This window comes from Nocardiopsis sp. MT53 (assembly GCF_019598965.1).
Taxonomy (GTDB): Bacteria; Actinomycetota; Actinomycetes; order Streptosporangiales; family Streptosporangiaceae; genus Nocardiopsis; species Nocardiopsis changdeensis.
This window is the reverse complement of record NZ_CP080599.1, coordinates 199,288-216,521: the sequence shown is the minus strand read 5'-3', so window position 1 is coordinate 216,521 and position 17,234 is coordinate 199,288. Positions and strand designations below refer to the sequence as shown.

The window sequence follows — 17,234 nt, the reverse complement described above, 5'->3', positions numbered from 1 at the left end:
CTACGGTCGGAAGGGTGAAAGCCACACCGCCACGGAGCCACCGGCGCCGGAACGCCCGCCCGGGCCGGCGGCGCCTGCTCGCCCTGGGCGCGGCCCTCGCGGCCGCGCTCCTGATCACGGGGGTCTTCGTCATCGCCAACGGCAACCGGCCCCTGCGCATCGGCTACTTCGCGGACTGGAACGTGGCCAACCGCGACTTCACCGTCGGGAACCTGGCCGACAGCGGGGCCCCCGCCCGCCTGGACCGCCTCATGTGGGCCTTCGGCGACATCTCCGAGGACGGCCTGTGCCACGTCCCCGGCGGCCACGAGCAGTCCTGGGAGCTGTACCAGCGCCGCTACTCCGCGCGCGAGAGCGTGAGCGGCGAGGCCGACGAGTACGAGCAGGAACTGGCCGGGAGCCTGTACCAGCTGCGCCTGCTCCAGGGCGAGTACCCCGACCTGCGGGCCAGCCTGTCCCTGGGCGGCTGGAACTGGTCGCGGCACTTCTCCACCGCCGCCCGCACCGAGGAGTCCCGCCGGGCGTTCGTGTCCTCCTGCGTGGACCTGTGGCTGCGGGGGAACCTGCCGGTGCGCGGGGGCGAGCCCCAGGGCGGGGAGGGGGCGGCCGCGGGGATCTTCGACGGCATCGACCTGGACTGGGAGTGGCCGGGCGGCGCCGGCAACCCGCACAACGTCGAGGACCCCGGCGACGCCGCCAACTTCACGCTGCTGGTCGCCGAGTTCCGCCGCCAGCTCGACGCCCTGTCGGAGGAGACCGGCCGCGAGTACACCCTGTCGGCGTCGCTGTCGGGCGCCCCGGACCAGGCCGGGGCCTACGACCCGGAGATCTTCGACCACCTGGACTTCGCCACCGTGCAGGGCTACGACTTCTCCGGCCCCTGGAGCGAGGTCACCGCCTACCACTCCAACCTCTACCCGCCCGCGGCGGACCCCGACGCCAACAGCGCCGACGCCGCGGTGACCCGGTTCGTCGACCTGGGGGCGCCGCCGGAGAAGCTGGTGCTGGGCATCCCCGCCTTCGGCCGCGGCTGGCAGGGCGTGGAGGGCTCCGGCGACGGGCTGGGCCTCCCGGCCCGGCCGGCCGACGACGCCTACGACGGCCCGACCATGGCGTTCTCCGAGCTGGAGGAGCTGGAGGGGGAGCGGTACCTGGACGAGGAGGCGGGCGCCTTCGCGGTGCGGGCGGGCGACCAGTGGTGGGCCTACGACGACCCGGCCGTCATCGCGATCAAGGGGGACTACGTGCTGGGCCGCGGCCTGGGCGGCCTCATGGTGTGGAACCTGGACATGGACCCGACCGGCGACCTCGTGCGCGCCATGGACGAGGCCCTGCGCTGAGCGCGCGGCGCGGTTGCGCCCCGTGCGGTCGGGGGGCCACCCTGGCGCCATGGCCGACCCGCAGCAGACCCCGCAGCCCGCCCCGTCCGCCGACACCGAGTCCCTGCGCCGGGACCTGGAGGAGGCCGTCCGGGGGACCGTCGCCTTCGACCCCGGCACCCGCGCCCTGTACACCTCCGACGCCTCCAACTACCGGGTGGTCCCGCTGGGGGTGGTGCTGCCCGCCACGGTCGAGGACTGCGCGGCGGCCGTCCGGGTCTGCGCCGCCCACGGCGTGCCCGTCACCCCGCGCGGCGGCGGCACCTCCATCGCGGGCAACGCCATCGGCCCGGGCGTGGTCGTCGACACCTCACGCCACCTCACCGCCATCGAGGACATCGACCCGGTCGCCCGCACGGCCACCGTCCAGCCGGGGGTGGTCCTGGACGAGCTGCGGGCGGCCACCGCCGGGTACGGCCTGACCTTCGCACCCGACCCCGCCACGCACAGCCGCTGCACCGTCGGCGGGATGGTCGGCAACAACTCCTGCGGCTCCCACTCGGTGGCCTGGGGCACCACGGCCGACAACATCGTCTCCCTGGAGGTGCTGCTCCCCGACGGCACCCGGATGACCGTCGGCTCCCGGCACGGCGCCGGGGAGTTCGAGGAGCTGGCCCGCCGTCCCGGCCGGGAGGGCGAGGTGTACCGGGGGCTGGCCCGCCTCGCCGAGGAGCACCGGGCCGAGCTGCGCACCGCCATGCCCGCGTTCCGCCGCCGGGTCTCGGGCTACTCGCTGGACCGGCTGCTGCCGGAGAAGGGGCGCAACGTCGCCGCCGCCCTGGTCGGAACCGAGGGCACCTGTGTCTTCGTGCTGCGCGCCACCGTCCGGCTGGTGGAGGCGCCCCGGGCCCGGGCGCTGGCCGTGCTGGGCTACCCCGACGCCCCGGCCGCCGCCGACGCCGTCCCCGACCTGCTCGGGCACGCCCCGCTCACCGTCGAGGGCATCAACCGCCGGATGGTCGACGTCCTGGACGGGCGGCCCGGCACCACCCGGGTGGCCCTGCCCGAGGGCGGCGCCTGGCTGCTGGTGGAGGTCGCGGGGGCCGACCCCGAGGACGCCGGGCGGGCCGCCCGGGACATGCTCGCCGCGCTGCCCGTCGCCACCCGCCCGGCCGATTCCCTCGTGGTGTCCGACCCGGCCCATCAGCGCGCCCTGTGGCGGATCCGGGAGGAGGGGGCCGGGCTCACCCAGCGCACGCCCGCCGGGGAGGACGCCTGGTCGGGCTGGGAGGACGCGGCCGTGCCCCCGGAGAACCTGGCCGGGTACCTGCGCGACTTCGACGCCCTCATGGAGCGGCACGGCCGGTACGGGGTGGTCTACGGGCACTTCGGCGACGGCTGCCTGCACGTGCGCATCGACTTCGAGCTCACCACGGAGGAGGGCCGCACCGCCTACCGGGGGTTCCTGGAGGAGGCCGCCGACCTGGTCGTGGCGCACGGCGGCTCGCTGTCGGGCGAGCACGGCGACGGCCGGGCCCGCTCGGGCCTGCTCGCCCGCATGTACCCGCCGGGGCTGCTGCGGGCCTTCGCCGACTTCAAGCGGCTCTTCGACCCGGCCGGGGTGATGAACCCCGGGGTGATCGTCGACCCGGCCCCGGTGGACGCCGACGTCCGGCTGGCGGCGCGCCCGCTGCCCCTGCTCGACGAGGCGACGCTGGCCTACCGGGACGACCGCGGCGACCCGGCGCGGGCGCTGCGGCGCTGCTCGGGGGTGGGCAAGTGCCGCAGGCACGACGGCCCGGGGGTCATGTGCCCCAGCTACCAGGTCACCCGGGAGGAGCGGCACTCCACCCGGGGCCGGGCCCACCTGCTGTTCGAGATGGCGGTGGGGGAGGTGGTCACCGACGGCTGGGCCTCCGAGGAGGTGCGCGAGAGCCTGGACCTGTGCCTGTCCTGCAAGGGCTGCCTGAGCGACTGCCCGGTCAACGTGGACATGGCCGCCTACAAGGCGGAGTTCCTGGACCGCCACTACCGGGGGCGGGTGCGCCCGGCGGCGCACTACTCGATGGGGTGGCTGCCGGTCTGGGCCCGGCTGGCGGCGCTGGCCCCGGCCGAGCTGGACCGGGCGCTGCGGCTGTCGGGGGTCTCCCGGCTGGCCAAGCGGCTGGCGGGGGTGGCGGCCGAACGCGACCTGCCGGGGTTCGCGCGCACCACGTTCACCCGGGCGTTCCGGCGCCGCGCCGCCCGCGGGCGGGCGCGCACCGGCGGGCCGCGCGTGGTGCTGTGGCCCGACACCTTCGGTGAGCACATGGACCCGGGGATCCCGGCGGCGGCGGTCCGGGTGCTGGAGGACGCCGGGTTCACCGTGGTCCTGCCGCGGGGGCCGGTGTGCTGCGGGCTGACCTGGGTGTCCACCGGACAGCTCGGCACGGCCCGCGCCGTGATGCGCCGCGCCCTGCGCGCGCTGGGGCCGCTGGTGGAGGAGGGGCTGCCGGTGGTGGGGCTCGAACCCAGCTGCACCGCGGCGCTGCGCCACGACCTGGTGGAGCTGGTGCCCGGCCCGGAGAGCGAGCGGGTGGCCGCGGCGGTGCACACCCTGGCCGGCTTCCTCGCCGAGCACGCCCCGGACTGGCGCCCGCCGCGGATCCCGGCGGCCGCCCTGGCCCAGGTGCACTGCCACCAGCACGCGGTGCTGGGCTTCGACGCCGACCGCGAGCTGATCGCCCGGGCGGGCGTGGACGGGGAGGTGCTGGACGCGGGCTGCTGCGGGCTGGCGGGGGACTTCGGGTTCACCGAGGGCCACTACGAGGTCTCGGCCGCCATCGGCGAGCGCGAGCTGCTGCCCCGCGTGCGCGCGGCCGGCGCCGACACCCTCGTCCTCGCCGACGGCTACAGCTGCCGCACCCAGATCCTCCAGGGCGCCGGGCGCCGCCCGCTGCACCTGGCCGAGCTCCTCGCCCGCGGCCTGGACGCGCGCGGGGACCGGCCCTAGATCGTTGATGGGGAAATGTGTCCTGGTCAGTGGTCGTAGGCGATCAACGACCGCTTGACCGGGGCACCCACCAGCCAGTTGTGCCAGATCGCGGCGTTGAGCGCGCAGATGCGCTGGCACACCCGCGCCCACAGCCCCTCACTGGTGCGAGCCTGGTGGCGCTCCAGGCCGAGCTGGTTCTTCAACGTCCAGATGACGGCCTCGATCCTCTGACGCAACCAGCCCGGGAACCGGCCCTCGACGGATTCGCCCTTGAGCGCCGGACGCACCAGGGCAAACCCCAACCCGGCGGCCGCCGTCTCGATACCGACCCCGGCGAAGCCCTTGTCGCACACGATCACCGCCGGCCCCGGAGCGCACGGTCGGACGTGCAGCAGGTGCAGTGCCTGTTTGCGTTCGTCCAACTCCTTGGGGTGGGCCAGGGAGAACGCGCACACCGACCCCTCCGCGGTGGTGATGAGCACGAGCTTGGCACCCCAGTAGAAGGCGTGGTGGGACACGTCCCGCCCGTACCCGGCCACCTCGCCCGGGCCGGAGCGGTCCACCGTCACGCGAGAGGCCCCGCACCGCACCGGGGTGCCGTCCATCAACCGCAGGTTCTCCCACCAGGTCGGGACGGAGCGGGCCAGCCACATCGCGGCCTTGAGCAGGACCGGGGCCGCATCGCGCAGGTGGCGGTTGTACTCGGACTGGCCGGGCAGGCGGGGGAACAGGTGCCCGATCCGGGCCGGTGCCGCCCGCATCCAGTGGCGTTCGGAGTCACACCTGAGCAGGACCTGGGCCAGGGCGACACAGACGAGTTCGGCGTCGGTGAGCTTTCGGGGGCGGCCCGGGCCGCGGCGCTGGTTCGCCGAAGGGAGCACATGGTCGTCGAGATGGACGTAGAGTGCTGTCAGAAGGGCGTCAAGGTCATTGGTCACACTCTGATCCTCGACGCCCTTCGCCATGCGCGCAGCGGGTTCAGGGATTTCCCATCAACGATCTAGACGGTGTTCTGAGAACCTCCGCTGCCCTGCGGCCCGAGCGTCGCCCGCCACTGCCCCCGACGGACGTCCTGCGGCCGCAGCCCGGCCGCCTTGCCCGGCGGAGCGGGGCGTCCGATGAGCGGGTCCTAGACGCCCATCTGGTCGTGCAGGAGGTCCAGGGCGCGGGAGACCGCGTCCGGCAGGCGGGGGTCCTTCTCGTCCAGGCCCTCGCCCAGGTGGATGCGCCAGGAGGCGTCGCTGCCGCCGGGGCTGCGCCGGGCCACCAGGCGGAAGCCCGTGGTGGAGTCGGGGCGGGGGAAGGGGACGAACCGGTTCACCAGGATGGTGGCGGTGACCCGCTCGGAGACCGCCTCGGCCAGCGACCGGTAGTCCACCGCGTCGCGCAGGGCGACGGTGTGCTCGCCGCTGCCCTCCTCGACGAAGGAGAACTCCTCGCGCGACCAGCGGGCCCGGTCGATGTCCTGCCACGGCACGGTGCGGCCGTCGGGCAGGTGCAGGGCGCGGGTGGTGGCCGCCAGCACCGCGCCGCCCCCGGTGGAGACGGGAGCGTGCGCGAGCACGCGCTCGCCCCGCTCCAGCCGGGAGCGCACGGCGGCCGGGACGCCCCGGCCCAGCAGGCCCATCTAGTGCTCCGCGGAGCCGTTGTGGCCGTTGGCGCCGTTGCGCCTCGGGGGCTCCCCGTTGACGGTCTCCCACTCGATGAGGTCGATCTCCTCCTCGGTGGGCCGGGCGAGGAAGTCGCGTACCGAGGTGATCGGCATCTTGGCGACGGTCTTGTCGTACACGGTGCGGCCCGCACTGCTCACCTGGGCGCCGACCAGTCCGGCGACCTCCTGGACGACGGGGCTGTCGGCCGCCTTGCGGGCGGTGCGGACGATCTGTTCGTAACGGGCCCTGCCGGCCTTGGCGCCCAGGACGTAGCCGATGGCGAGTCCGGCGACGAAAGTGATCCGGTAGCGCATGGGTACCCTCTTCAGGCCTCGGAGACGGTCGTGGTGTTCCGTGTCTCGCACGTTACCCTGTCGTGGTGGCGCCCACACGGGCCGACACCGGTCACGAGTACTCCGGAAGGGCGCTAGTCTATTGGTGTCGCCACGGCCCGCAGGGCCCCTGGTGAACGCGATCCCGCGTAGCTCAATTGGCAGAGCAGCCGGCTGTTAACCGGCAGGTTATTGGTTCGAGTCCAATCGCGGGAGCAGGGGAAAACCGTTGGCGCCTCCCTCGGCGGGGGCGCTAGGCTGTTCCCGACACGCGATCCCGCGTAGCTCAATTGGCAGAGCAGCCGGCTGTTAACCGGCAGGTTATTGGTTCGAGTCCAATCGCGGGAGCCATGACGAAGGGCCCCTCTCGGGTGAGAGGGGCCCTTTCGCGTGTGTCGGACGGCGTGACGGCGCTGTCGTGCGGCGGCCGTCGGAGAGGTGCAGGCCGAGCCGCGGGTGCGGCCCGGCGGCTCAGACGCGGGCGGCGGCGCCGTAGAGCAGGCGGCGGTTGCGCTGGGGCATCTGGTAGCTGCCCGGGACGGGCGGGGCCACCGGCAGGGTCCGCCAGCGCTGCACCTCCAGCAGGCCGGGGCTGAGGATCTCCCAGCCGTCGAGCAGGCCGAGGATCTCCTCGCGCGTGCGCCAGTAGCCGGAGTTGAGGTGGCGGCGGAAGACGTTCTGGAGCTGCTCGGCCCGGTTGGCGTCCTTGGGGAAGACCGCCGCGTCCGGCCGGTGGTAGTGGCTGAACACCAGGTGGCTGCCGGCGGGCAGCAGCCCGCGCAGGGCGGCCATGTGCGCGCCCGGGGTGTCGACGTCGGCCACGTGCGAGAGGGCGCCCGCCATGAGCACGCCCACCGGGCGGTCCAGGTCGATGAGGTCGCGCAGGACGGGGTCGGCGAACAGGTCGGCCGGGCGGGTCGGGCCCCCCTCCACGGCGGCGGCGCGGTCCTCGCGGACCAGCGCCCGGTGGTGGGCCAGCACCATGAGGTCGTCGGTGGCGTACACGACCCGGGCCCGCGGGAGGATCTCGTGCGGGTCCCCGGGGGCGGGCAGTCCGGCGCCGAACTGCACGAACTGGTCGATGCCCGCATCCTCGTGGAGGTGGCGCGCCGCGCGCTGGAGGAACGCCCGCTCGCCCAGGACCAGGTCCTGGAAGCCCGGGGCGGCCTGCTCGGCGGCGACCGCGAGGTCGCGGTCCACCTCGAAGTGGTCCTTGCCCTTGAGGTGGAAGGAGTGCAACCGGGCCAGGCTCGGCCGGGTGAGGTCGACGGCGGGTGGGGGATTGGCGTGCTCCTGACGGGTCCCCGCCTGCCTCAGGAAATCGGGGGAGGTGAATCGCGACATCGCCGTCCTCTTGTCTGAGGTGGGGAAGTGTGGCCGACAGGAGGATTCTATTCATCGTTGGCTCGGTTGTTAACCGAGTCGGGGACACCGGTCGTAAAAAACAGCGGGACGTACGCCCTTGTCGTGGTCTCCGGGGCAGGTTGCGACCACCTTGGGGTTAGTGGCACTTATATGACCGATGTCCAATTATGCGAGGAATCGGGTTCCGTGCTCGCGGAGCGCGAGAAGCCTTGCCACGAAGCATCTTCCGGTTCCGAGTGGAGCCCGGTGGGGCTGAGGTGACGCATGTGGTACCCCCGGGGCGGGCGCCCCCGTGGACCGCCGCGGCCCCTCCGAACACGAATATCGGTCGTTGTCCCATATCCCGGCCGACGCGGAGAGAAATTCGAGAGCGCGCCCACGGCCTGCGACAATCGGTTTCGGCCGCCGAAATGGCACAAGGTCCCGAGCGCCGGCGAATACCGCGCGCCGACCGGGCGCACCCGCCGCGCGGACGCCGCTAGCCTGGGCCCATGGACCGTCCCCACACCATCCTCAGCTGCGCCGTGTCCGTCGACGGGCGCATCGACGACACCGGTCCCGAGCGGCTGCGCCTGTCCAACGAGGCCGACTTCGCCGAGATCGACGAACTGCGCGCGCAGTGCGACGCGATCCTCGTCGGCGCCGGCACCCTGCGCAACGACGACCCCCGGCTGCTGGTCCGCTCCGAGCGGCTGCGCGCCCGCCGCCGGGAGCGGGGGCTGACCGAGAACCTGCTCAAGGCCGTCGTCACCCGCACCGGGGACCTCGACCCCGGCGCGCGGCTCTTCACCACGGGGGACGCCGGAGCGGTCGTCTACACCGGCGGCGACGGGGTCGGGCGCGCCCGGGACCGGTTCGCGGGCCGCCCCGGCGGCCTGCCCCCGGTCGACGTGGTGGACGCCGGGGACCCGCCCACCGTGGAGGCGATCCAGGCCGACCTGGCGGCCCGCGGGGTGCGGCGGCTGCTGGTGGAGGGCGGCGGCCGCATCCACACCCTGTTCCTCACCTCCGGGCTGGTCGACGAGCTGAGGCTGGCCGTCGCCCCGTTCTTCGTGGGCGAGGCCGACGCCCCGTCCTTCGTTCACCCGGGGGCCTTCACGGCCACCCCGGCCGCGCCGATGCGCCTGGTGGAGGCCCGTGCGGTCGGCGACATCGCGGTCCTGCGCTACCGCCTCGACGCGGAGGGTGCCGCGTGAGCGCCGGGCCCGCGCCCGCCGCGGGCGACGCGGACGCCCACTGGCTGCGCCGCACCGTCGACCTGTCCCGGCTGTGCCCGCCCTCGGACACCGCGTTCTCCGTCGGCTGCGTGGTCGTGGCCGCCGACGGCACGGTGCTCGGCGAGGGCTACTCGCGCCGCGACGACCCCCACGACCACGCCGAGGAGGCGGCCCTGCGCGACGTCGGGCCGGACGACCCCCGCCTGGCCGGGGCCACCCTGTACTCGTCGCTGGAGCCGTGCAGCTCCCGCTCCTCACGCCCGCTGCCGTGCGCGTCGCTCATCCTCACCACCCCGGTCCCGCGGGTGGTCTTCGCCTGGCGCGAGCCGTCGGTATTCGTCGACTGCGTGGGCGCCGAGCGCCTGCGCGCCGCCGGCCGCACGGTGCTGGAGCGCCCCGACCTCGCGGACGGGGTCCGCGAGGTCAACGCCCACCTGCTCGGCTGAGCCGGCCCGCGCGGCCCGTCCGGCGCGCGCGGGCCCTGCGGATCAGAGCCGGTTCACGTCCGCGATGTGGACGACGGCGCGCCCCTCGGCGTCGGAGGACGCCAGGTCCACCTCGGCGGAGATGCCCCAGTCGTGGTCCCCGGCCGGGTCGGCGAGGATCTGCCGCACCCGCCACAGCCCGTCCTCCTCCTCGATGAGGAGCATCTTGGGGCCGCGGGCGTCGGGGCCGGTGCCGATGGAGTCGTGCTCGTCGTAGTACTCCTCCAGGGCCTCCTGCCAGGCCTGGGCGTCCCACTCGCCCGCGTCCTCCAGGGAGCCCAGCTCCTGGTAGCGGCGGCGGGCGGCCAGCTCCACCCGGCGGAACAGCTCGTTGCGGACCAGCACCCGGAAGGCGCGCGGGTTGGCGGTGACGGGGCGCACCCGCTCCTCGGGCACCTGCTCCTGCGGCACCTCCTGCTGCGGGTTGGTCAGCTGCTCCCACTCGTCCAGGAGGCTGGAGTCCACCTGCCGCACCAGCTCGCCCAGCCACGCGATGATGTCGTGCAGCTCCTCGGTCTTGGCGTCGTCGGGCACCGTCTGGTCCAGGGCCTTGTAGGCGCCCGCCAGGTACCGCAGCACCAGGCCCTCCGAGCGCGCCAGCTCGTAGTGGCCCACGTACTCCGTGAAGGTCATCGCCCGCTCGTACATGTCGCGGGCCACGCTCTTGGGCCGCAGCGGGTGGTCGCCCACCCACGGGTGGCCGCGCCGGTAGGTGTCGTAGGCGTGGGAGAGCAGCTCCTCCAGCGGCTTGGGGTAGTCGACGTCCTCCAGGAGCTCCATGCGCTCCTCGTACTCGACGCCGTCCTCCTTCATCCGCTGCACGGCCTCGCCGCGCGCCTTGTTGAGCTGGGCGCCCAGGATCTGCCGGGGGTCGTCCAGGGTGGACTCCACCACGCTCAGCACGTCCAGGGCGTAGGACGGCGACTCGCGGTCCAGCAGCTCCAGCGCCGCCAGCGCGAACGTGGACAGCGGCTGGTTGAGCGCGAAGTCGGACTGGAGGTCCACGGTGAGCCGGGCGGTGCGGCCCTGCCCGTCCGGCTCGGGCAGGGTCTCCACGATCCCGCCGTCCAGCAGCGACCGGTAGATGGCGATCGCCTCGTGGATGTGCCTGCGCTGGGCCTTGCGGTCGTCGTGGTTCTCGGTCAGCAGGTGCTTCATGGCGGTGAAGCAGTTGCCGGGGCGGGCGATGACGCTCAGCAGCATCGCGTTGCTCACCCGGAACCGGGAGGTCAGCGGCTCGGGCTCGGCCTCGATGAGCTTCTCGAACGTGGCCTTGTCCCACGACACGAAGCCCTCGGGCGCCTTCTTGCGCACCACCTTGCGCCGCTTCTTGGGGTCCTCCCCGGCCTTGGCCAGGGCCTTCTCGTTCTCGATGACGTGCTCGGGCGCCAGCGCCACCACGTTGCCGACGGTGTCGAACCCGGCGCGGCCCGCCCGCCCGGCGATCTGGTGGAACTCCCGGGCCCGCAGCCGCCGCACCCGCACCCCGTCGTACTTGCTCAGCGCGGTGAACATCACGGTGCGGATGGGCACGTTGACGCCCACCCCCAGGGTGTCGGTGCCGCAGATGACCTTGAGCAGCCCGCGCTGGGCCAGCCGCTCGACCAGCCGCCGGTACTTGGGCAGCATCCCGGCGTGGTGGACGCCGATGCCGTGGCGCACGTACCGGGACAGGTTGCGGCCGAACCGGGTGGTGAAGCGGAAGTCGCCGATCTCCGCGGCGATCTGCGCCTTCTCCTCCTTGGTGCACATGTTGATGCTGGTGAGCGACTGCGCCCGCTCGATCGCCTGCGCCTGGGTGAAGTGGACGATGTAGACGGGGGCGTCGCCGCCCTGGAGCAGCTCCTCCAGGGTCTCGTGCAGCGGGGTGACCCGGTAGTCGTAGTAGAGGGGGACGGGGCGCTCGGCGGACGTGACCACCGCGGTGGACCGCCCGGTGCGCTTCTCCAGGTCCTCCTCGAACCGGGTGACGTCGCCCAGGGTCGCCGACATCAGCAGGAACTGCGCCTGCGGCATCTCCAGCAGCGGCACCTGCCAGGCCCAGCCGCGGTCGGGCTCGGCGTAGAAGTGGAACTCGTCCATGACGACCGTGTTGATGTCGGCGTCCGCGCCCTCGGCCAGGGCGATCTGGGCGAGCACCTCGGCGGTGCAGCACACGATGGGGGCGTCGGAGTTGACGCTGGCGTCGCCGGTCATCATCCCGACGTTCTCGGTGCCGAAGATCTTGCACAGGTCGAAGAACTTCTCCGACACCAGGGCCTTGATGGGCGCGGTGTAGAACGCGCACTCGTCCCGGGCCAGCGCGGCGAACAGGGCGCCGGTCGCGACCATGCTCTTGCCGGAGCCGGTCGGGGTGTTGAGGATGACGTTCGAGCCGGAGACGACCTCGATGAGCGCCTCCTCCTGGTGCGGGTAGAGGGTGAGGCCCCGCTCCTCGGCCCAGGCGGCGAACGCCTCGTAGAGGGAGTCGGGTTCGGGTTCGGCCGGAAGCGCATCAATGAGACTCACGGTCTCTATACTGCCCGCTCCCGTCCACTGCCCGCTCCAGCGCTGGTAGGGGGCCGGACACGGCGACGGCGGGCGCGCCCCGGGGCGCGCCCGCCGTGCGGCGGTCGGGGTCTCATGGGGCCGGCCGGCCCCCGGGACCCGCCGGTCCTCAGACCAGGCCGAGCTTCTTGACGGTGTCGCGCTCCTCGACGAGCTCCTGGACGGAGGCGTCGATGCGGCCGCGGGAGAACTCGTCGATCTCCAGGCCCTGCACGATCTCCCACCGGCCACCGCGCGAGACGACGGGGAAGGAGGAGATGAGGCCCTCGGGCACGCCGTAGGAGCCGTCGGACGGGATGGCGGCGGAGGTCCAGTCGCCCTCGGGGGTGCCGTTGACCCAGTCGTAGACGTGGTCGATGGCGGCGTTGGCGGCCGAGGCGGCCGAGGAGGCGCCCCGGGCGTCGATGATCGCGGCGCCGCGCTTGGCGACGGTCGGGATGAAGTCGTCCTCGAGCCACTTCTGGTCGTTGACGGCCTCGGCGGCGTTGGCGCCGTTCACCTCGGCGCGGAACAGGTCCGGGTACTGGGTCGCGGAGTGGTTGCCCCAGATCGTGAGCTTCTTGATGTCGTTGATCGACACGTCGAGCTTCTTGGCGAGCTGGGTGAGCGCGCGGTTGTGGTCCAGGCGGGTCATCGCGGTGAAGCGCTCGGCCGGGACGTCCGGGGCGTGGCTCTGGGCGATGAGGGCGTTGGTGTTGGCGGGGTTGCCGACCACCAGGACGCGGATGTCGTCGGCGGCGCCGGCGTTGATGGCCTCGCCCTGGGGCTTGAAGATGCCGCCGTTGGCCTCCAGGAGGTCGCCGCGCTCCATGCCCGGGCCGCGGGGGCGGGCGCCCACGAGCAGGGCGATGTTGGCGCCCGCGAAGGCCTGGCGCGGGTCGTCGAAGATGTCGATCCCCTGCAGCAGCGGGAAGGCGCAGTCGTCGAGCTCCATCGCGGTGCCCTCGGCGGCCTTGACGGCCTGGGGGATCTCCAGCAGACGCAGCTTCACCGGGGTGTCGGCGCCGAGCAGCTGGCCGGAGGCGATCCGGAACAGCAGGGCGTAGCCGATCTGACCGGCGGCGCCGGTGACGGTGACGTTGACGGGTGCTTTGGACATGGCGTGAACTCTCCTGACGACGATGTGCGACCCGCGATGTTACCAACGGGTACGAAGCGGCGCCGGTACCGGGCGCCGGGGTCGCCGGGCGCGCGCCGCACCACACCACACTAGACCGCACCGCGCCGCACACCGCGACCCAGGTGCGCCCAACGCGCCCCGGCGGCGGCCCGGGGCCCGCCATCCCTTGCGCGGCAGCGCATTCACGACTCGGAAACGTCGGACACACCCTGTTAGGATGACGTGCGTCGACGACGGCGGGCCGGTAGCTCAGCTGGTTAGAGCAGGGGACTCATAATCCCTGGGTCGCGGGTTCGAGTCCTGCCCGGCCTACCCCGTTCCGCCCGCGGGAGCGCGTGCGGGCCCTTCCCGCCCCTGAACCCGGCGGCGGCCCCCCTCTCCGTCCCGGTGGTGGCCCACGTCTCACCAACCATCCCGAACCCGGCGCCGTCGGACGGATCGTTAGCAGGGGTGTGTCCGGCGGACCGTGAGGGGTGTGGTGTGGACGAGCGGCGACGAGGGCGCGGAGCGCACCGCGGGTCCCGGCAGAGCGGGCCCGGCCCCTGGAACAGGGGCCTGCTGCGCGCGTCCGCCGCCGTCCTGGTGGGCGCCGCCCTAGTGACCGTCCTGCACGCCACCGTCTCCCGGGACGTGGACGCCCGGCCCACCGAGCCCGCCCCGCAGGCGCCGGCCGCGCCCCCGGGCCGCCCGTTCAGCAGCCTCCTCGACCGTGTCGGCGTCTCCCGGGACGGCTCGACGGCCGACGTCGACCTCGACGGCGCGGGCAACAGCCTCTCCGCCCAGGCCCTGGCCCTGGCCGGATGGACGCCCGGGCGTGAGATCACCCTGCTGGGCACCACCCTGGAGGTCCCCGACTACGCGCCCGGGCGCCCGGACCACCTGGTCGCCGACGGTCAGGAGGTACGCCTGCACGGCCGCCACGAGTCGCTGACGTTCCTGGTCACGGCCACCGGCGCGGGCGGCGCCCCCGTCGGCGGCAGCGGCCGGATCGTCTACACCGACGGCACCGAGCAGCCCTTCGCCCTCACCTCCCCGGACTGGGTCAGCGGCCCGGCCGGCGACGCCGCCCTGGTCCTGCCCTACGCCAACACCGACGACGCCGACACGGACGCCGACGACACCGGTGTCACGGACGGCGCGGACACGGTGCTGGGCTCGGTGCGCCTGTACGCGCGCTCGGTGCCCGCCGACCCCGGGCGGGAGGTCTCCCACCTGGTGCTGCCCGAGACCGACCCCGGGGACCTGCACGTCTTCTCCATCGGGACCCGCGCGGCCGACCACGGCTGGACCGGGACCTGGGCCCGGGCCACCTCGGCCTACATGGAGGTGGGGCCCTGGCAGGACCAGACGGTCCGCCTGGCCGTGCGCAGCACCACGGGCGGCCACCGGGTCCGGATCCGCCTGGACAACACGTTCGCCGCCGAGCCGGTCACCATCGGCGCCGCCTCGGTGGCCCTGCGCGGGACCGGCGCCGCCACGCACGGCTCGGCCGTCCCGCTCACCTTCGGCGGCCGCTCCGACGTCTCCATCCCGGCCGGGGGACAGGTCTACAGCGACCCCGTCGACCTGCTGCTGCCGCCGCAGACCGACGCCCTGGTCAGCCTCTACCTGCCCGACCCCGTGTACGCCGCGCCGCTGCACTACGCGGCGGGGGACACGAGCTACCTCGGAGAGCCGGGCGGCGGCGACCACACCCTGGACACCACCGGCGCCCCGTTCACCGGCCGCCTTTACCAGTGGCCCTTCCTCACCGGTATCGAGGTCATGGACGCGCCCGGGGCGATCGTCGCGTTCGGCGACTCCATCACCGACGGCGCCCGCTCCACCCGGGACGCGCACAGGCGCTGGCCGGACGTGCTCAGCGCACGCCTGCACGCCCGCGCCGACCTGCCCCACCCGGGCGTCCTCAACCTGGGCATCACGGGCAACCACGTGGTGAGCGACGCCTACCCGGGCGAGGGGGTCTCGGTGAACGCCTCCGGGGTCTCCGGGCTCCACCGCGCGCCCCGCGACGTGTTCGGCCAGCACGGGGCGCAGGCGCTGGTCCTCTTCGCCGGGATCAACGACCTGCGCTGGGGCACCCCGCCCGAGCAGGTCATCGCGGGGCTGGAGGACCTGGCGGCCTCGGCCCGCGAGCGCGGGATGCGGGTGTTCGTGGCGACCCTGGGCCCGTGCGCGGGCGAGGCGCGCTGCACCGCGCAGGTGGAGGCCGCCCGCCAGACGGTCAACGCGCACCTGCGGTCGCGGGCGCAGGACCCCTCGTCGCCGTTCGACGGGGTGTGGGACTTCGACGCGGTGCTGCGCGACCCGCAGGACCCGACCCGGCTGCTGCCCGCCTACGACTCGGGCGACCACATCCACCCCGGGGACGCGGGCCTGCGCGCCCTGGCGGAGTCGATCGACCTCGACGCGCTGATGGGCCGCCCCCGCGCCGACGGCGGCTCCCCCGACGAGGTCAGCGCGGACAGCCCAGGTGGTGGTGGATGACCAGGTCCACGTAGACGGCCCCCAGGTCGGCCAGGCTGAGCCCGCCCTCGGGGCGGTACCAGTGCAGCAGGGAGTCGAAGGTGTCCAGCACCTCGTCGGCGGCCCGGCCCGGGTCGTCCACGTGGAAGGCGCCGGCCAGGACGCCGTCGACGATGATCCGGCGGATGTGCTCGCGGTAGGTGCGGTGGAGGGCGCCGATCTCCCGGTGGCGCTCCTGGTGGATGGCGCGCAGGGTCGGCAGGATCTCGTGGGCGAGCGCGGTGGCGGTCCGGTGCCGCCAGCCTGTCTCCACGTGCCGGACCACCAGCGCGGACATGCGCTCGACGGCGCCCGCGGCGGGGTCGTCGGCGGCCAGCTGGCGCTCCACCCGGTCCCGGGCCGCGCGCAGGACCACCGCGTAGGCCAGGTCGAAGCGGGTGGGGAAGACACGACGCAGCGAGGCGGGGTCCGTCCCGGTCTCCGCCGAGATGCGGCGGGTCAGGTCGGACATGGGCAGGCCTCGGGAGCCGTGCTCGGCGAACAGCCTGGCGGCACAGTCCAGGACGGGGGCCGTCGCGCGGAGCGCGTGAGGGGAGATGTCGGCCGTCATGTGTCGGTGTCTCATCGCTCGGGGGCGCACCGTCGAGGGGACGGCGGCGCGCGTCAGGGTTCCTTGCGTGAATCGCTTTCGAGGATATCCGCGATCGCACGGCGAAACGGGCGGAACCGCAGAACTCGGTGATTAATGGCGAAGTTCGGTGACACATGTGAACCATGCGAGAAATGTCGCGTGAAATGCCCTCCGTGGCGCCTCCTCCCCAGGGGCGCCACGGTGCGCACGAGGCCGCGGAAGCGGCTCAGAGCTGCCCCGTCGTCTGCACTCCCCCCTGGACGCGGCCGGTCGTGAGGGGGACGAGGTCGTCCACCCGTTCGGTGGCGATGGCGTCCACTCCCATTCCGACCAAACGCGCCATCTCCGTGAAATCGTTCACCGTCCACGCGGCGACCGAATATCCGAATCGGTGCATTTCCCCGATCGAGTCCCGCGTGATCAGGGTGTGGTGCGTCCCCAGGTACGTCGGCCGCAGGCCGCGCAGGGCCGACTCCGACGGCGGGGTCGGCTGGTCCCAGGCGATCATGAGGCGGGCGTCGGGGTTCTGGGCGCGCAGGGCGGCCAGGGTCTCGGTGGAGCCGGTGTGCAGGACCCGGGCGGTGACCCGGTCGCGCAGCAGGGTGTCCGCGGCCAGGGCGGCCTCCGGGGTGGCGGAGTCCACCAGCAGGGGCGGCCCCTCGTCACCCGTGAACTCCGCGGTGACCTCCATCAGTGTCGGGATGCGCCGGTCCACGTCGTCGCGGGCTCCGGCGAGTTCGGCGAGGGTCAGTTCGGCCACCGGCCGCGGCGGGGACCCCGGGGTCGCCACGGTGCGTTCGTCGACCAGGACGGGGTACCCGTCGGAGGTCAGGTGGACGTCGATCTTGACCAGGTCGGCCCCGGCGCGCCAGGCTGAGCGCAGGGCCGGGAGCGTGTTCCCGGGGAAACGTGCGGTGTCTCCGCGCAGTGCGATGGACAACGTCATGCTGTCAAGGGTGGCAAAAACCACCGGCGCACGTGGGGCAAACAGGAAAAACGCCGAAACCGGTTGCGGCGGGCGGCCGCCGGGGCGCGAACGGCGGTGTGTCCGGGGGGTTCCCGCGCGATTGCGAGCGGACTCACGTCGTGGGACAGCCGTCCCCGGTGCCGCGAACTGGGAAACTTT

13 protein-coding genes and 3 tRNA genes are annotated in these 17,234 nt (G+C 73.6%); 8 read left to right on the top strand and 8 right to left on the bottom strand.

The genetic code is table 11. From position 1 onward, the window contains the following. Window positions 1-14 precede the first annotated feature (14 nt). Entirely contained in the window at window positions 15-1,340 is a 1,326-nt protein-coding gene (locus K1J57_RS00965; RefSeq protein ID WP_220562601.1) for a glycoside hydrolase family 18 protein, read from the top strand. 49 nt (window positions 1,341-1,389) lie between these two features. After that, on the top strand, window positions 1,390-4,311 hold the full coding sequence (locus K1J57_RS00960; RefSeq protein ID WP_220562600.1) for an FAD-binding and (Fe-S)-binding domain-containing protein: 2,922 nt from the start codon (window positions 1,390-1,392) through the stop codon (window positions 4,309-4,311). A 26-nt stretch (window positions 4,312-4,337) separates the two neighbouring features. On the opposite strand, the gene K1J57_RS00955 is transcribed toward K1J57_RS00960, so the two are convergent. From K1J57_RS00955 to K1J57_RS00945, 3 genes are all read right to left on the bottom strand, one after another. Next, a complete protein-coding gene (locus K1J57_RS00955) occupies window positions 4,338-5,231 on the bottom strand; it encodes a transposase (RefSeq protein ID WP_220562599.1) in 894 nt (297 codons plus the stop codon). A gap of 191 nt (window positions 5,232-5,422) precedes the next feature. Continuing rightward, window positions 5,423-5,920 carry a hypothetical protein gene (locus K1J57_RS00950; RefSeq protein ID WP_220562598.1) on the bottom strand — a complete coding sequence of 166 codons (498 nt, stop codon included), beginning with the start codon at window positions 5,918-5,920 and terminating at the stop codon, window positions 5,423-5,425. Beyond that, window positions 5,921-6,259: a hypothetical protein gene (locus tag K1J57_RS00945; RefSeq protein ID WP_220562597.1), complete on the bottom strand. Its 339-nt coding sequence runs from the start codon at window positions 6,257-6,259 to the stop codon at window positions 5,921-5,923. A 161-nt stretch (window positions 6,260-6,420) separates the two neighbouring features. Here K1J57_RS00945 and K1J57_RS00940 point away from each other — a divergent pair. Together K1J57_RS00940 and K1J57_RS00935 are read left to right on the top strand one after the other, a co-directional pair. Beyond that, a tRNA-Asn gene (locus K1J57_RS00940) sits at window positions 6,421-6,493 on the top strand. A 59-nt stretch (window positions 6,494-6,552) separates the two neighbouring features. Further along, window positions 6,553-6,628: transfer RNA gene (locus tag K1J57_RS00935), tRNA-Asn, on the top strand. A gap of 120 nt (window positions 6,629-6,748) precedes the next feature. Here K1J57_RS00935 and K1J57_RS00930 read toward each other — a convergent pair. Continuing rightward, window positions 6,749-7,621 carry an SAM-dependent methyltransferase gene (locus K1J57_RS00930; RefSeq protein WP_220562596.1) on the bottom strand — a complete coding sequence of 291 codons (873 nt, stop codon included), beginning with the start codon at window positions 7,619-7,621 and terminating at the stop codon, window positions 6,749-6,751. A gap of 512 nt (window positions 7,622-8,133) precedes the next feature. On the opposite strand from K1J57_RS00930, the gene K1J57_RS00925 reads away from it, so the two are divergent. After that, complete coding sequence (locus K1J57_RS00925; protein WP_220562595.1) at window positions 8,134-8,838, top strand: dihydrofolate reductase family protein; 705 nt, start codon at window positions 8,134-8,136, stop codon at window positions 8,836-8,838. Then, window positions 8,835-9,305, top strand: a complete 471-nt coding sequence (locus tag K1J57_RS00920) for a deaminase (protein WP_220562594.1) — start codon at window positions 8,835-8,837, stop codon at window positions 9,303-9,305. Before K1J57_RS00925 ends, K1J57_RS00920 begins: the two co-directional genes overlap by 4 nt. A 42-nt stretch (window positions 9,306-9,347) precedes the next feature. Here the strand turns inward: K1J57_RS00920 and K1J57_RS00915 are convergent, their stop codons facing one another. Both K1J57_RS00915 and K1J57_RS00910 read right to left on the bottom strand, forming a co-directional pair. After that, entirely contained in the window at window positions 9,348-11,852 is a 2,505-nt protein-coding gene (locus K1J57_RS00915) for an RNA helicase (RefSeq protein WP_220562593.1), read from the bottom strand. 148 nt (window positions 11,853-12,000) lie between these two features. Continuing rightward, the gene (locus tag K1J57_RS00910) at window positions 12,001-12,990 is read right to left on the bottom strand and encodes a malate dehydrogenase (protein ID WP_220562592.1); all 990 of its coding nucleotides are present in this window, start codon (window positions 12,988-12,990) and stop codon (window positions 12,001-12,003) included. A gap of 259 nt (window positions 12,991-13,249) precedes the next feature. Between K1J57_RS00910 and K1J57_RS00905 the strand changes: the two genes are divergently transcribed. Both K1J57_RS00905 and K1J57_RS00900 read left to right on the top strand, forming a co-directional pair. Then, window positions 13,250-13,323: transfer RNA gene (locus tag K1J57_RS00905), tRNA-Ile, on the top strand. A gap of 168 nt (window positions 13,324-13,491) precedes the next feature. Beyond that, window positions 13,492-15,498, top strand: coding sequence for a GDSL-type esterase/lipase family protein (locus K1J57_RS00900; protein WP_370634567.1), 2,007 nt, complete (start codon window positions 13,492-13,494; stop codon window positions 15,496-15,498). On the opposite strand, the gene K1J57_RS00895 is transcribed toward K1J57_RS00900, so the two are convergent. Both K1J57_RS00895 and K1J57_RS00890 read right to left on the bottom strand, forming a co-directional pair. Next, window positions 15,467-16,087, bottom strand: a complete 621-nt coding sequence (locus K1J57_RS00895; RefSeq protein WP_220562591.1) for a TetR/AcrR family transcriptional regulator — start codon at window positions 16,085-16,087, stop codon at window positions 15,467-15,469. The two genes, K1J57_RS00900 and K1J57_RS00895, sit on opposite strands and share 32 nt — an antisense overlap. A 247-nt stretch (window positions 16,088-16,334) precedes the next feature. Beyond that, window positions 16,335-17,054: a glycerophosphodiester phosphodiesterase gene (locus K1J57_RS00890; RefSeq protein WP_220562590.1), complete on the bottom strand. Its 720-nt coding sequence runs from the start codon at window positions 17,052-17,054 to the stop codon at window positions 16,335-16,337. Window positions 17,055-17,234 lie beyond the last annotated feature (180 nt).

Bases quoted from the DNA above. Each gene is read 5' to 3' on its own strand.
- K1J57_RS00910 (WP_220562592.1), bottom strand. From the start codon at position 12,990: ATGTCCAAAGCACCCGTCAACGTCACCGTCACCGGCGCCGCCGGTCAG.
- K1J57_RS00950 (WP_220562598.1), bottom strand. From the start codon at position 5,920: ATGGGCCTGCTGGGCCGGGGCGTCCCGGCCGCCGTGCGCTCCCGGCTG.
- K1J57_RS00895 (WP_220562591.1), bottom strand. From the start codon at position 16,087: ATGACGGCCGACATCTCCCCTCACGCGCTCCGCGCGACGGCCCCCGTC.
- K1J57_RS00925 (WP_220562595.1), top strand. From the start codon at position 8,134: ATGGACCGTCCCCACACCATCCTCAGCTGCGCCGTGTCCGTCGACGGG.
- K1J57_RS00930 (WP_220562596.1), bottom strand. From the start codon at position 7,621: ATGTCGCGATTCACCTCCCCCGATTTCCTGAGGCAGGCGGGGACCCGT.
- K1J57_RS00960 (WP_220562600.1), top strand. From the start codon at position 1,390: ATGGCCGACCCGCAGCAGACCCCGCAGCCCGCCCCGTCCGCCGACACC.
- K1J57_RS00945 (WP_220562597.1), bottom strand. From the start codon at position 6,259: ATGCGCTACCGGATCACTTTCGTCGCCGGACTCGCCATCGGCTACGTC.
- K1J57_RS00890 (WP_220562590.1), bottom strand. From the start codon at position 17,054: ATGACGTTGTCCATCGCACTGCGCGGAGACACCGCACGTTTCCCCGGG.